The sequence below is a fragment of the Nocardioides sp. genome, from assembly GCF_036405735.1.
GTDB lineage: Bacteria > Actinomycetota > Actinomycetes > Propionibacteriales > Nocardioidaceae > Nocardioides.
The window spans coordinates 1-13719 of sequence record NZ_DASWXC010000087.1 but is presented as its reverse complement, the minus strand read 5'-3'; the positions used below and the strand labels follow the sequence as shown (position 1 = coordinate 13719).

Sequence of the window (13719 nt, the reverse complement as noted above, 5' to 3'; positions counted from 1 at the left end):
AGGCCCCGTGCCCGGGGATCGGCCGGGCTGCCGCTCAGAGCGGGTCGAGCCCGGTGATCCGCCAGTTGCCGTCGACCTTCCGGGCGGCCACCGCGAGCTGGGCGGCGGAGATCGACGCCTCCTCGTCGGTGGCGCGCTGGGAGGTCTGGTCGAGGAACACGAGCAGTGATGCCGAGGTCTCGGTGAGCTGCTTGACCGCGGCCACCTGCACCTGGGCGGAGAGCACGAGCTGCTGACCCGGCGCCCGCTCCTGGAGCGAGGCGAAGAGGGTGTCGTACTCCTTGCGCGCCTTGCCGCTGAGCACCTGGTCGGCGGCCTGCTGCGTCGTCGCGGGATCGCTGAAGTCGTAGCTGAGCACCCGCACCAGCGCCTGCGACACCTCGGCCTGCACCTCGGCGGTGGCCGTGGCGTCCACGACCGCGAGATTCTCGGCCGACGGCGTGGTGCGCAGATCGCGGGCCTGCCAGAACCCGACGGCGCCGACCGCGACCATCACAGCGGCCGCGATGAGCGGCAGTTGCCGCACGAGGGTACGGCGGGAGAGCGTGATCACGAGACCTCCACCGCCACCTGGTCGAGGCGCTCGAGCAGCCACTCGCCGCCGACGCGCACCAGGTCGGCGCTGAACCGGTTGCGCTTCACGCTCGGCTCGGCGTCGGGGTCGAGTCCGTCGGACACGGTCACCTCGAGGGAGGCGACGACGGTCGCCTTGGCCGCGTCGAGGTCGAGCACGGCAGCGTCGACGACCTGGCCCACCGAGATCTTCTGCTGGTCGGCGAGGAGCTTGCGGTCCTCCTCGGAGATCTGCGTGATCTGGTCGTGCAGCGTGCCGGTGGTGACGGCCGACCAGGCCGCGAGGCCGTCGTCGACCTTGCGGTAGTCGAGGCTGTTCATGGTCTCGATGTTGGCGGTCGCCGCGATCAGCACCGCGTCGCGGGTCTCGGCCATCGCCAGCGAGTCGTCGTGCGCGGCCCGCCACCACACCAGCAGGCCGGCGGCCATCACGAGCGCGGCCGTAGCCGGCAGGAGCACCCCCCGCCAGGGTGCCACGTGCGAGAGCCTGGCCAACAACGACGGGGAGGACGTCGTCCGAGCACCCGAGGCCGGCACATCCGTGGCGTCCGATGCCGCCAGCGCGTCCTTGCCATCGGGCACCTCCGTCACGTCCGAGACCTCCGTCGTCATTCGTCTCCTCCGAGCAGGTCACCGAGCGAGTCGGCGACGTCCAGCCGCGCCGCGGGCTTGGCGGCCGGGACCGCTCCCGGCCCACGGACGCCGACACCCGACGACGGCGGCAGGGTGCAGCCGGCGCGGGTGTTGAGCGGGGCGCCGTCCGAGGTGTCGGTGCCCGGTCGCAGCGGGGTCCCACCGTAGCCGCTCACACAGGGCAGCGGGTCGAAGAACGAGGGAACCAGGCCGAGGTTCGTGCCGCGGGAGCCGGTGATGGCCCACCCGATCGAGATCGCCTCGGGCAGCCGGATCATGGTGTCCTCCACCCCCGCGGAGTGGGTGCCGAACACCTGGGCGGTCGTGACCAGGTTCCCCATCAGGGTCCCGAGCGGCCGGCCGACGTCGTCGATGAGCGCCCCGATCTGCCGCGCGGCGGCCGGCGAGTTCGCGATCAACGCTCGCAGGTCGCCGTCGGAGTCGCGCAGCGTGTCCGCGAGGACGCCGAGGTCGCGGCTGTAGGCGCGGAGGCTGTCCGCGGAGGCCTCCTGCGTGCGCAGCACCGCCTCGGAGTTGCGGATCAGGGAGGCGCTGGTGAGGAAGTTGCGGTCGGCGGCCTGCTGGTAGGACAGCGAGGTCTCGACCAGCCGGCGCAGGTCGCCGGAGCTGCCGCGCGCCAGTTCGTAGGTCTCGTCGATCACCGTGTCGAGCGCGTCGGCGGGCACCGAGGCGGTGAAGTCGCGACCGCTGCGCAGCAGCCGGGCGATGTCGGGCGGCAGGGCGTCGTCGGCCACGGTGAGCCGGTCGCCATCGCCCAGCTCCGAGGAACCGGCGGCGGAGTCGGCGGCGGTGCCAGACGTGCCGGACGCACCTGAGACGCCGGGACTGCGCAGGTCGAGGTACTGCTCACCGATCACGGAGCGGTTGGCGACCGCGGCGGTGACGTCGGCGGGGATCGCCGGCGCGTCCCCGTCGATCCGGATCCGGGCCTGCACTCCGGAGCCGGTCGCCGTCAGCGAGGTCACCTCGCCCACGGGCACGCCGTGGTAGGTCACCTCGCCGTTGACGAACAGGCCTCCGGCGTCCGGAAGGGACACCGAGACCTCATACCCCGCCCCGAAGGAGTCCAGCCCGGCGTACTTCAGGCCGAGGTAGGAGGTGCCGACGAGGCCGAGGGTGACGAACGCGGCGATCTTGACGCGCGTGCTCCTCTTGATCACGGCTGCTCCTCAGGGGTGGGGTCCGTCGCGGCCGGGCTCCCGCTCGGCAGTGGGGTGGGCTCAGCCGTCGAAGAAGAAGGAGATGACGGTGAGGCCGACCCACTGGGGGTGGGCGCCTGGGAGGAAGCGGCCGCATGCGGGGTTCCGGCCGCGACGGACGGCAATAGGCTCGGCGCCGGCACGCTCGAGGATGATGCGCCGGCGACGGGCGAGCTGGTGGGGGGTAGCAGGGCCGGCGGCGCCGTCGCAGCAGTGCCGATCCCTGAGGGAAGGGACCGACGCGCGGCGGCGCCAGCCGACCCGCTACCCACCTGGGGCCACGCGCAGCCCCCTTCCGCGCACCCGGTGGGAAGTGTGCGGAAGTTCGTGGTGACGAAGACGTTCAAGTAGTCACCCTTGATCGCCCCGAGCACCGAGTCGGGGAATGGATAGGTCAGCAGGATCTGCAGCGAGTTGGGCAGGTCCGAGCCGGCCTTGGCGAGCTGGGTCAGGATCGGGTCGAGGGCCTTGAAGTCCGCGACGATGTCGCGCTGGGAGGCGTCGAGCGTCGCGACCGTGACGTCGGACAGCTCCTCCAGCGAGGCGAGCATCCGGGTCAGCTCCTCGCGCTGGTCGACCATGACCTGCATGCCGGGGCTGAGCCCGTCCAGCGCGTTGGCGAGCTTGTCCTTGTCCTGCTCCAGGCGCGTCGAGAGCGCTGCGAGGCCGTCGATCGCCGCGGTGATGGAGTCCTTGCGGTCCGCCAGCGTCGTGACGAAGCGCTCCATCTGGCGCAGGAACCCACGGATCTCCTCGGGACGGTCGGTGCTGATCGCCTGCAGCTCACGGGAGATCTCCTGGAACTGCCCGATGCCACCGCCGTTGAGCACCATCGACAGTGCGCCGAGCACCTGCTCGACCTCGGCCGCCGCGGAGGTCCCGTCGAGCGGGATGTGGGCGCCGTCGACCAGCTGGGTGCCGGACGAGGCCGCGGCAGCGGTGCCCGTGCCCGAGGACGGGCGCACCAGGGCGACGTACTTCTCCCCCAGCAGGGCCGTGGTCTGCAGCCGGGCGGTGGTGCCGGCAGGCAGGTCGACGTCACCGTTGACGACCAGGGTCACCCGGGCGCTGTGGCCGTCGTCGTTGAGCTCGATGTCGCTGACCCGGCCGACGGGGACGTTGTCGATCTTGACGCTGGACTGCGGGACCAGGTCCAGGACGTCGCCGAAGTCGGCGGTCAGCGTGATGGGGTGGTCGCCCACGTCGGCGCCACCGGGCAGCGGCGCGTCGTAGACCCAGCCGCTGGTCAGTCCGCACCCGCTGCAGACGAACAGCAGCAGCGCGACGATCGCGGAGCGGCGCAGCCCTCGGCGCATCCCTCGGAACATCACTGGCCCTCTCCGATCCCGGGCAGCAGCACCGGCGGGGCGCTGGGCGAGGTACGGGCGGTGAGACCGTCCGTGGACCACACGGTGAGCTCGTTGAGGTTCCCGCGGCCGTCGACGGTGTTGTAGGTGGGGTTGTACGCCGCCAGGAAGTTCTGCAGCGCCACCGGAATGGTCCGCACCGCCTCGGCGAGGGACTTCTTCTGGTTGACCAGCACCTGCGTGGGGCCGCGCAGCTTCTCCACGCTGGACTTGAGGTTGCTCCGGTTGTCGTCGATGAAGTCGTCGAGCACCGCCAGCGCGTCGCCGAGATTGGCGATCGCGGCACCGAGATCATCGGAGTCCTCGGCGAGGTAGCGGCTCACCTCGGCGAGCTGCCGGTTGGCGGAGGCGACGCCCTCGTCGTGCTCGAGAAGCATGCTGTTGAACTGGTCGAGGTTGCCGACGGTCGCGAAGAAGTCGTCGTCGGAGTTGGCGAGCGCGCCGGTGGCCTTGCCGAACTCGTCGATCATCTGGTTGATGTCGCCACCCTGGCCCTTGAGGTTCGCCGCAGCGGTCTCGAGCAGCCGCGAGAGCGCGCCGTTCTTGTTGGCACCCTCCGGGCCGAGCTGCTCGGCCAGGTCGGTGAGGCTGGAGTAGAGCTCGTCGACCTCGACCGGCACGCCCGTCTCCTCGATCGTGGCGCCGGCCTTCAGGGCGGCGCCCCCGGTGTAGGGCGAGGTGAGCTGCACGAACCGGTCGCTGACCATGGTCGGTGCGACGATCACCGCACCGGTGTCGGCGGCGGCCACGTCGTCGTCGTCGAGCTCCATGCTCACCAGCACGCCGTCGCGCTTCGGCTCGACGGCGGTCACGGTGCCGACCTTGACGCCGAGCACCTGGACGTCGGAGCCGGGGTAGAGACCGACCGCGGAGGCGAACGTGGCCGACACCTCGACCGTCTCGCCCGGCAGTCCGGGCAGGTCGGCACCGGTGGCCAGGCCGGCGCCGGCCACGGCGGTGAGCGCGAGACCGCCGGCCACGGCGACGATCGCGGAACGCTTCGAGAGCAGGCTCATCGGGCACCTCCCGGCTGGCAGTCGCGGACCACGTCGTTCTCGAGCACCGGAGCCACCTGGTCGTCGAAGAGACCGCACAGATAGGCGTCGACCCAGCGGCCGTTCCCGAGCGCGGAGGTCAGCATCCGGTAGTACGGGCCGACCTTGGCCAGCGCGTCGTCGAGGTTGGCCTGGTTGCGCTGCAGGATCGCGGTGACGCGGTCGAGCTTCGCCAGCGCCGGGCGCAGCTGCTTCTCGTTGTCGGCCACCAGCCCCCGCACCTGGGTGCCGAGCCGTGCGGTGCCGCTGAGCATCGCGTTGACCGCCTCACGGCGCCGGGCCAGCTCGGTCAGCAGGGCGTCGCCGTCCTCGATGAGCGCGCCGATCTCCTCGTTGCGCTCGGCGAGCGTGCCGGTGACCTGCTGGGTCTGGGAGAACAGCGAGACCAGCTCCTCGTCGCGGGTCGAGATCGTCCGCGAGAGATCGGTGAGCCCGCTGACCATCGCGCGCACCGAGTCCGGCGTGTTGGCGAAGGCCTCCGACAGCGTGTCGAGGCTCTGCTCCAGCTGGGCGGTGTCGATCTCGTCGACGGTGCTGGCCAGGTCGGACAGCGCCGCGTTGACGTCGTACGGCGTCGTGGTGCGCGTGACCGGGATCGGCGCGTCCAGGGAACCAGTGCCGGCGGGGTCCAGGGCGAGGTACTTCTGGCCCAGGAGCGTCTTCACCCGGATCGCGGCAGCGGTCTGGTCCCCCAGCTCCACGCCCTTGGTGCGGAAGGTGACCTCGACCCGGTCGCCCTCGAGGTCGATGCCGGTGACCTTGCCGACCTTGACGCCGGCGACGCGGACCTCGTTGCCGACCTTGAGCCCGCCCGCCTCGGCGAAGTAGGCACTGCGCTTCGCGCCACCGCCGATGACGGGGAGCGACTCGGCGTAGAACGCGGCCAGGAAGGTGAGCGTGAGAGCCAGCAGGCCGACCACGGCGATGACGACCTTGTTGCGCTCGGCGAAGGAGGTCGGGAAACGGCGGGCCATCAGCGGCACCTCCCCGCGACCGGGTTGGCACCGAGGTCGCCCATATAGCCCTCGGGCAGCGGGATCCGCCCCTCGATCGAACAGAGGTAGAAGTTGAGCCAGGAGCCGTAGCTGCCGAGCCGGCCGATCTTGTCGAGCTTGGTGGGCAGCGTCTTGAGGAAGCTGTCGACCACCTGCTCGGAGTCGGCCAGGTTGGCCGAGACCTCACCCAGCCCGGCGATGGAGTCCTTCAGCGGGGCGCGGCCGTTCTCGAGGAGGCCGGCGACGCTCTCGGTGAGCTCGCCCATCCCGGCGATGCTCTCGCCGATCGTGGCGCGATCCTCGGCCAGGCCGCTGACCAGCTGCTGGAGTGTCACGACGGTGGTGTCGAGCTGGTCGGAGCGGCCGTTGACGACCTGCAGCACCGCGTCCAGGTCGGTGATCAGCCGGCCGATGACGGCGTCGCGGTCGGCGAGCGTCGAGGTCAGCTCGGCCGCGCTGTCCAGGAGGTCCTCCACGGTGGGTCCCTCACCCTGGAAGACGGCGATGATCTGGGCGCTCAGGGCGTTCACGTCCTCGGGGTCGAGCAGCCGGAACAACGGCTGGAAGCCGTTGAACAGCAGGGTCAGGTCGAGCGCGGGACGGGTCTGGTCGACGGCGAAGGTGTGGCCGGCGGGCAGCTTCTCCCCCGGCGTCGCCGGCGGCGTCAGCGCGATGTAGCGCTGGCCGACCAGGTTGCGGAACCGGAGCTCGGCGGTGGTGCCGGCCGCCAGCGGAGCGCTGTCGACGACGGTGAACCGCACCTTCGCGACGTCGCCCGCGGCGGCGTCCTCGGCCACCTCGACCTGCTTGACGGTGCCGACCTTGACGCCCGCCATGCGGACGTCGTCGCCGCTGTGCAGGCTGGTCGCGTCGGTGAACAGCGCGGTGTAGGTCTGCCCGGTCCCGCTGGTGCTGTTGCGGATCGTGCCCGCCAGCGCCAGGGTCGCCAGCACGGTGACGACCGTGAACAGCACGCTCTTGGCCAGGGTGGCCCTCAGGCCGTGGAGGCGGCTCATCGCAGCGTCACCTCCGCTCCGCGCAGGGTCGGGCCGACCAGCAGGCTGGCCCAGTCGGGATAGTCAGTCGGCGCCAGCCCCTCGCTGGCGGCCAGCAGCTCGGCGATGAGCTGGTTCTCCGCCGGTGAGTTGGCCTCGCCCAGGTCGGAGTCGACCTGCGCGAGCCTGCTGCTCGGCGGCGGGGCGATGGCGGCCGGCTCCGCGTCGGTCGGGGTCTCGGCACGACCAGCGGCGTCACCGCCGCTCGCCGCTCGGCCGACCGGCTGAGCACCGGTCTGCCCGGTGACGTAGGGGCACCGCGGCGCCTTGCCCGTCTGGTAGCTCACGGCATCGCGTCCGGCGACGTACTTGCCCCGGGTCGGGACCACGTTGAGCACCACGTGCATGCCCGGCTCGTCGGTGCCCTTGCCGAGGGTCGCGTCCATCTTCGGCACGAAGTCGCGCACCGCGCGCAGGAGGCAGGGGAACTGCCGGGAGTACGGCGCGACCGCCTGCAGCGCCGCGCGGCTCTCCTCGGCGAGTACCTCGATGGTCTGGTCGTTGGCGCGCACCCAGCCCGTGCTGGCGTCGGAGGCGTCGATGACGGTCGCGAAGACCTGGCTGAGCTGGTCGCGCTGGTCGACCATCGTGGCCGCGGTGGTGGTCATGGTGTCCAGGGCGTCGAGGAGGTCCGGCATGGCGTCGGCGTACTGCGTGGCGACACGGCCGAGCGCGCCGAGATCGTCGGCCATCTGCGGGACCAGCGGGTTGAGCTTGGCGAGGTAGGCGTTCCAGGCGGCCATCGAGTCACCGATCGCGGTGCCCTGGCCCCGCAGCATCGCGGCCAGCTCGCCGAGGGTCGCGGTGAGCTTGTCGGGCTGGAGCGCCTGCAGCATCGGCAGCATCTCGTCGAAGAGCTCCTGCAGCTCGACCGCCTCGGCCGAGGAGTCCTGCTGGATCTCCGCACCGGCACGGAGGCCGCCGCTAGAGGCGTTGGTGTCCTCGCTGGTCGAGACCACCAGTGAGACGTAGCGCTCCCCGAACAGGGTCTTGGGCAGCAGCCGGGCGGTGGTGTGGGAGGGCAGTGTCTCGGCGACCTCGGGCTCCAGGGCGAGGGTGAGCCGGGCCCCGGTGGCCGTCGGCTCGATCGCGTCGACGGTGCCGACCGGCACACCGCGCAGCTTCACGTCGGAGCCGGTCTGGATGGCGTTGCCGAGCGTCCCGGCGTTGAGCACCACCGAGGTGCGGTCGACGAACGCCTTGTCGTAGACGAGGACGGCGCCGGCCAGCAGCGCCCCTACCAGCAGCAGGTAGCAGCAGCCGAGCATGGCGTCGACGACCCGGCGACTCACCAGCGTCGTCGGGGCTGAGTTCCGGAGGTCGGTCATCCAGCGATCCTTACCGTCGTGGTGCTCCCCCACATGGCCAGCGAGAGCACCAGGTCGAGCAGGGCGACGGTCACGATGCTGCGGCGCACCGAGCGGCCCACGGCGATGCCGACGCCGGCCGGGCCACCGCTGGCCTGGTAGCCGATGCGGCAGTGGATGAGGATGATCAGCACCGAGAAGACCAGCACCTTGCCGAAAGACAGCAGGATGTCGACCGGCGGCAGGAACAGCCCGAAGTAGTGGTCGTAGGTCCCCGCGCTCTGGCCGCGGAACCACACGGTGACGATCCGGGAGCCGGCGTACGACGTCAGCAGCCCGACGACGTAGAGCGGGATGATCGCGACGAACCCGGCGATGACGCGGGTGGTCACGAGATAGGGCACGGCCGGGACGCCGATGACCCGCAGGGCGTCGATCTCCTCGTTGATCCGCATCGCGCCGAGCTGGGCAGTGAAGCCGGCGCCGACGGTGGCCGACATGGCCAGCGCGGCGACCAGCGGCGCGATCTCGCGGGTGTTGAAGTACGCCGAGATGAAGCCGTTGAGGGTGGCGGTGCCGATCTGGTCGAGGGCGGCGTAGCCCTGCATGCCGACCACGGTGCCGACGAACATGCACATGCCGACCATCACGCCGATGGTGCCGCCGATGACGGCCAGCGCGCCGGAGCCGAAGCTGACCTCGGACAGGATCGCGAGCACGTCCTTCGGGAAGCGCCGCAGCGCGTAGGGAACCGCCGCGAGGACACGCCCGTAGAACCGCAGGTCACGACCGGTCCGCGCCAGCGCGTCCACGGCGTTCTCCGCCGGTCGCGCCAGCAGCTTCGCCGCAGGTCGAGGCGCCGATCCCCGAGGCGACGCGTGGCGAGACCGCCCGGCCACAGGAACCTCCGCAGTCATCACGCCCCCTTTCCGGGAAACAGCTGCAGGTAGAGCGTCGTGATGACGAAGTTGACGAAGAACAGCAGCAGGAACGTCACGACGACCGACTGGTTGACCGAGTCGCCGACGCCCTTCGGACCGGGGCGGGTGTTGAGGCCGCGGTAGGCGGCGACCACGCCGGCCAGGAAGCCGAAGATGGCAGCCTTGAGCTCGCTGACCATGAGGTCGGAGATCTGAGCGAGGGCGGTGAAGCTGGCGAGGTAGGCACCGGGGGTGCCGCCCTGGACGATGACGTTGAAGAAGTAGCCGCCGAGCACGCCGACGACCGACACCAGCCCGTTGAGCAGGATCGCCGCGGCAACACAGGCGATCACGCGCGGCACGACGAGCCGCTGCACCGGATCGACGCCGATCACCTTGAGGGCGTCGATCTCCTCGCGGATGGTCCTCGCTCCGAGGTCGGCGCAGATCGCCGCGCCTCCGGCGCCGGCGATCACGAGTGTCGTGACGATGGGCGCTGCCTGTTGCACCACGGCGAGCACGGACGCCGCGCCGGTGAACGACTGGGCGCCCACCTGCACCGTCAGGCTGCCGAGCTGCAGCGCGATGACCGCGCCGAACGGGATCGCGACCAGCATCGCCGGGATCCAGGAGACGTTGGTGACGAACCAGAACTGCTCGAGCACCTCACGCGCCGCGAACGGCCGCCGGAACGTGGCCCGGACGGTGTCGAGGGCGAGCGCGAAGAGGTTGCCGACCTGGCCGAGCGCGCGGCTGACCGGGTCCGGGCGGGGTACGACGGGCGCTCGGTCAGCCTCCTCGTCGTCGACGTAGAGCGGCGCGGTGCCGGAGCGGACCCGGTGACTGTGCCGCTCGGTGGCGGCGCGGACCATCCCACCGGCGGGCACCAGCTGGCGCGGGAGCACCTCGATGGCGCGCGCGCCGGCGCGGATGGTGGCCACTCCCCCGCCGGGGAAGCCGCCCTCGGGCCCGTCGAGGTCCTCGTTGACGCTGTGGTCGACCTCCTCGCTCATGCCGATCGGGCCGACCGGGTCGCCGCTCATGAACTGCGACACGACGGGGTGGTCGGTGAGGAGGAACTCCTCCCGCGGGCCGAACATCACGAGCCGGCGGCGGTAGAGCATGCCGAGGTTGTCGGGCAGCGTGCGCGCCAGCTCGATGTTGTGGGTGACGACCAGCATGGTGGCGTCGGTGGCGGCGTTGACGTCGAGAAGCAGCTGGGCGAGGTTGGCGGTGCGGACCGGGTCGAGGCCGGAGTCGGGCTCGTCGCACAGGATGATCTCGGGATCGGTGACCAGGGAGCGGGCCAGGCCGGCGCGCTTGCGCATACCGCCGGACATCTCGCCGGGCAGCTTGTGCTCCTGGCCGAGCAGCCCGACCAGGTCGAGCTTGTCGGAGACGATCTGGCGGATCTCCCGCTCGGTCTTGTGGGTGTGCGAGCGCAGGGGGAACGCGACGTTGTCGTAGACGCTCATCGACCCGAACAGCGCACCGTCCTGGAAGAGCACACCGAACCGCTTGCGCAGCTCGAGACGCTGCGACTCCTTGGCCCGGACCATGTCGACGCCGTTGACCTGGCAGACGCCGGCCTCGGGCCGGATCAGGCCCATCAGGGACTTCAGGAAGACCGACTTGCCGGTGCCCGAGGGCCCCAGCAGCGCAGTGATCTCACCCGGAGGCAACGTCAGGGTGACGTCGCTCCAGATGTTCTGCGCCCCGAAGCTCTTGGTGAGGCCTTCGACCTCGACGGTGCCGCCCACGGGCTCTCCCTGGTGTGTGCGAGTGGTTGCTTTAGTGGCACCGGCCAACCCCCCACGGTGGGCCGGTGCCAGAACGAGACGTTAGGTGTGCCTGCTGTCACAAGGGTCTGAGCGCCCCAGATCGCCGCCGTCGTTATCGTTTCGTTATCTTCAGTTGTGGTCGGCCTGACAAGAACCCGTCGTCAAGCCGGTCCGGGCGCTCCGACGCGGGCGACCGGCCACACCCCTCGACCCGACTCTCGTCACAGGGAGCCGTTGCGGGCGACTGCGACGCCGACGTGCCGATTCTTGTCACGACGGTGACAACTCTCTCACCGACACGCCCGCCGTCATACCTGTGTGGTGGCCGGTTCGGGACGCGAGGAGTCCCCTGACCCGGGGACGACGGACGCGAGGGTGCCGGAGTCCTCTTGGAGGGCTCATGAACGAGGGACTTGGTCCGCCACACCAGCGCAGCGGCAGTGACCCGATCGTGCCGTCCGCGGTGCCCGACGAGGTGGTGGCGGGCCTCCGCGGCCTCAGCAAGCAGATCGCCGGGATCATCCTGCGTGGGATCGAGGCCGAGGTGACCGTCTACGCCAGCAGACCGGGGCGACGGCGACATCAATTGATGAAGGCGGCCATCGACGCGGCCGTCGCCCACTTCCTGGAGCTGGCCGCCGGCAAACGGGCGCGGCGACCGGACCTCGCCGAGCTGTTCGGCCGGCTGGGTCGAGGCGAGGCCGAGGACCGTCACCACTTGGACCGGATGCTGGCTGCCTGGCAGGTCGCCACCCGCCAGGCCTGGCGGGAGATCTCCCGCTACTGCACCGAGGTCGAGGCCGGCACGAGGACGCTCTCCGAGCTGGGCGACCTGTTGCACACCTTGATGGACGAGCTGTTCCTCCATGTCGAGGCAGGCTTCTTCGCCGCGAAGCGACCGCACGACGTGCGGGCCCGGCTCGGCCGAGCGCTCCTGCTGGCTCCGGACAGCCCCGCGGTGCCGCAGCTGGCGGCGGCCGCGGACTGGCCCATGCCGAGGCAGGTGATGGTCGCCGTCGTCGAGCGCTCAGCGCGGACGGCAGAGCTCGATCTCGTCCGCTTCGGCCGCGGACTGCTCACCTGGGACGACACGAACCGCACGACCGTCATCGTCGACGCGGCGGCGTACGACGGCATGCGCGACCGGCTGCTCGCCGCCGTGCATCCCGCCCCGATCGCTCTGATGGGTCCAGTCCGGCTGCGTTCGGCACCCGACGCCCACCGCTGGGCGAGGCGGGCGCTGCACCTGCGCCGCACCGGTCAGCTGCCGTCGGCGCCGGTGATCGACTGCACCGAGTGGACCGAGCTGCTGCTGCTGGCAGCCGACCCGGCCCTGCGCGACTTCCTGGTCGCCTCGAGCCTGGCGCCGCTCGCGGTTCTGCAACCGCATAACCGCCACGCCCTCGCCTGGACGCTGCAGCTGTGGCTGACCAGCACCTCCGGCGCCCAGCACATCGCCAAGGAGCTCGGCGTGCACGAGCAGACGGTGCGCTACCGGCAGCGTCGGCTGCGCGACCTCTTCGGCGATCGGCTCGGCGACCCCAAGGAGCGGATGCGGCTGCTGATGGCACTCGGCGCGGCGCTCCCCGAGTGGCAGGACGCCGCCCGCCGTCGCCGCCGGTGATTCTGATGCCTCAGGGCTGGATGTTCATCTGGTCCAGGTGCAGCCAAACCAGGTCGCGGAGGTGACGTTGGCGACCGGATTGGCGCTGCGAGTTTGACCGTCAAGCCGGTGGTCGAACTGGTGCGTGCCAGGCGTGCCAGCGTCTGGCCGTTGACCGTGAACGTGACCGGGCCCTTGGCGGTCCCGGTGACTGCGTTGCTGCCGCTGTTGGTGACGGTGAAGGCGAAGCATGCTCCAACCCAAGGAAAGCGGGGTGCAGCCCGAGTGGGCCGCACCCCGCGGGGTCCTCAGCCGATGGGGCCGGGGATCATGGTGTCAGGGCAGGACGTTGATCTGGCCGGCCAGCGTGTTGAGGTTGTACGAGCCGGAGAAGGTGGCGGTGTTGCCGTTGTTGACCAGGCCCGCGCAGGTGAAGAAGTTGTTGCGGTTGCTGATCGTCAGCGTCGAGCCGGTGCTCAGGACGGTGATCTCCTGGCCGCCCTTGCCGTTGTTCTCCTTGAAGATCGCGTTGACCGAGCCCGTCACGTTGAACGTGCAGACGCCGGCCGGGCCGTTAATAGTGACGAGGACGTTGCTGATGTTGGTGATCGTGCCCGCGATGTTGGTGTCGTTGGCGTTGTTGGTGGCACCACTGACGTAGTTGAGCTGCCAGTTCGGGTTGGTGACGGTGACGGAGGCGGGGTAGCCGTTCCAGTCGCAGGTGTTCCAGCTCGCGGAGGTGATGTTGGCGACCGGGTTGCTGCTGCCGGGGTTGACCGTGCCGCTGACGCTCGAGGTCTGGCAGCTCAGCACCTGACCGTTGGCCGTGAGCGTGGTGACGCCCTTCGCGGTACCGGTGACCGAGTTGCTGCCGCTGTTGGTGACCGTGAAGGCGTTGGCCGGAGCGGCGATCAGGGCGAGGCCGGCGGCGGCGGCGCCTACTGCGGTGAGACGTCCAAGACGCATGAGAGGACTCCTTATCCGAGAGGGGTGGAGAGACGGGTGTTCCCGCCAGAACCAAGGAGGCTCCGATTCGTCGGCGTTGTCGAGTGGGATCGATGAAGAATGTGCCTCGATTGTCATCTGCGTCACAAATCAGCGTCATCGCCAATTGGCAAATTTTGGCAACTCTCTAGTTATGGACCACTCAAGACTCGAGTCGGGTCAGAAGAACGGGGTGCGGCCCTAGTGGGCCGCACCCCGCGGGGTC

Annotated in this window: 12 protein-coding genes; 1 reads left to right on the top strand and 11 read right to left on the bottom strand. The window is 70.4% G+C overall.

Features of this window, described 5'->3' with window-relative positions; translation table 11 throughout:
* Positions 1 to 34 precede the first annotated feature (34 nt).
* The 10 genes from VGE38_RS14190 to VGE38_RS17595 all read right to left on the bottom strand — a co-directional run bounded on the left by VGE38_RS14190 (position 35) and on the right by VGE38_RS17595 (position 10885).
* A complete protein-coding gene (locus VGE38_RS14190) occupies positions 35 to 553 on the bottom strand; it encodes a hypothetical protein (RefSeq protein WP_331143201.1) in 519 nt (172 codons plus the stop codon).
* A complete protein-coding gene (locus VGE38_RS14185) occupies positions 550 to 1050 on the bottom strand; it encodes a hypothetical protein (RefSeq protein ID WP_331143200.1) in 501 nt (166 codons plus the stop codon). The genes VGE38_RS14190 and VGE38_RS14185 overlap by 4 nt, the downstream gene beginning before the upstream one ends.
* 131 nt (positions 1051 to 1181) lie before the next feature.
* Entirely contained in the window at positions 1182 to 2387 is a 1206-nt protein-coding gene (locus VGE38_RS14180; RefSeq protein WP_331143199.1) for an MlaD family protein, read from the bottom strand.
* Positions 2384 to 3742 carry an MCE family protein gene (locus tag VGE38_RS14175; protein ID WP_331143198.1) on the bottom strand — a complete coding sequence of 453 codons (1359 nt, stop codon included), beginning with the start codon at positions 3740 to 3742 and terminating at the stop codon, positions 2384 to 2386. The genes VGE38_RS14180 and VGE38_RS14175 overlap by 4 nt, the downstream gene beginning before the upstream one ends.
* Positions 3743 to 3753: 11 nt before the next feature.
* Positions 3754 to 4809 (bottom strand): MCE family protein, encoded by a 1056-nt coding sequence (locus tag VGE38_RS14170; protein ID WP_331143197.1) that lies wholly within the window; start codon positions 4807 to 4809, stop codon positions 3754 to 3756.
* Positions 4806 to 5822: an MCE family protein gene (locus tag VGE38_RS14165; RefSeq protein ID WP_331143196.1), complete on the bottom strand. Its 1017-nt coding sequence runs from the start codon at positions 5820 to 5822 to the stop codon at positions 4806 to 4808. The genes VGE38_RS14170 and VGE38_RS14165 overlap by 4 nt, the downstream gene beginning before the upstream one ends.
* Entirely contained in the window at positions 5822 to 6859 is a 1038-nt protein-coding gene (locus VGE38_RS14160; protein ID WP_331143195.1) for an MCE family protein, read from the bottom strand. The genes VGE38_RS14165 and VGE38_RS14160 overlap by 1 nt, the downstream gene beginning before the upstream one ends.
* Positions 6856 to 8226 carry an MCE family protein gene (locus tag VGE38_RS14155; protein WP_331143194.1) on the bottom strand — a complete coding sequence of 457 codons (1371 nt, stop codon included), beginning with the start codon at positions 8224 to 8226 and terminating at the stop codon, positions 6856 to 6858. Before VGE38_RS14155 ends, VGE38_RS14160 begins: the two co-directional genes overlap by 4 nt.
* The gene (locus VGE38_RS14150; protein WP_414690961.1) at positions 8223 to 9017 is read right to left on the bottom strand and encodes an MlaE family ABC transporter permease; all 795 of its coding nucleotides are present in this window, start codon (positions 9015 to 9017) and stop codon (positions 8223 to 8225) included. Before VGE38_RS14150 ends, VGE38_RS14155 begins: the two co-directional genes overlap by 4 nt.
* Before the next feature lie 104 nt (positions 9018 to 9121).
* On the bottom strand, positions 9122 to 10885 hold the full coding sequence (locus VGE38_RS17595) for an ABC transporter permease (protein ID WP_524538553.1): 1764 nt from the start codon (positions 10883 to 10885) through the stop codon (positions 9122 to 9124).
* A gap of 421 nt (positions 10886 to 11306) precedes the next feature.
* On the opposite strand from VGE38_RS17595, the gene VGE38_RS14135 reads away from it, so the two are divergent.
* Complete coding sequence (locus VGE38_RS14135; protein WP_331143193.1) at positions 11307 to 12530, top strand: PucR family transcriptional regulator; 1224 nt, start codon at positions 11307 to 11309, stop codon at positions 12528 to 12530.
* Between the two features lie 315 nt (positions 12531 to 12845).
* Here VGE38_RS14135 and VGE38_RS14130 read toward each other — a convergent pair whose 3' ends face one another.
* On the bottom strand, positions 12846 to 13475 hold the full coding sequence (locus VGE38_RS14130; protein ID WP_331143192.1) for a hypothetical protein: 630 nt from the start codon (positions 13473 to 13475) through the stop codon (positions 12846 to 12848).
* Between the last annotated feature and the right edge of the window lie 244 nt (positions 13476 to 13719).

Excerpts from the sequence above, each read along its gene's own strand:
- VGE38_RS14175 (WP_331143198.1), bottom strand. The coding sequence starts at position 3,742 with ATGCGCCGAGGGCTGCGCCGCTCCGCGATCGTCGCGCTGCTGCTGTTC.
- VGE38_RS14170 (WP_331143197.1), bottom strand. The coding sequence starts at position 4,809 with ATGAGCCTGCTCTCGAAGCGTTCCGCGATCGTCGCCGTGGCCGGCGGT.
- VGE38_RS14165 (WP_331143196.1), bottom strand. The coding sequence starts at position 5,822 with ATGGCCCGCCGTTTCCCGACCTCCTTCGCCGAGCGCAACAAGGTCGTC.
- VGE38_RS14160 (WP_331143195.1), bottom strand. The coding sequence starts at position 6,859 with ATGAGCCGCCTCCACGGCCTGAGGGCCACCCTGGCCAAGAGCGTGCTG.
- VGE38_RS14155 (WP_331143194.1), bottom strand. The coding sequence starts at position 8,226 with ATGACCGACCTCCGGAACTCAGCCCCGACGACGCTGGTGAGTCGCCGG.
- VGE38_RS14135 (WP_331143193.1), top strand. The coding sequence starts at position 11,307 with ATGAACGAGGGACTTGGTCCGCCACACCAGCGCAGCGGCAGTGACCCG.
- VGE38_RS14130 (WP_331143192.1), bottom strand. The coding sequence starts at position 13,475 with ATGCGTCTTGGACGTCTCACCGCAGTAGGCGCCGCCGCCGCCGGCCTC.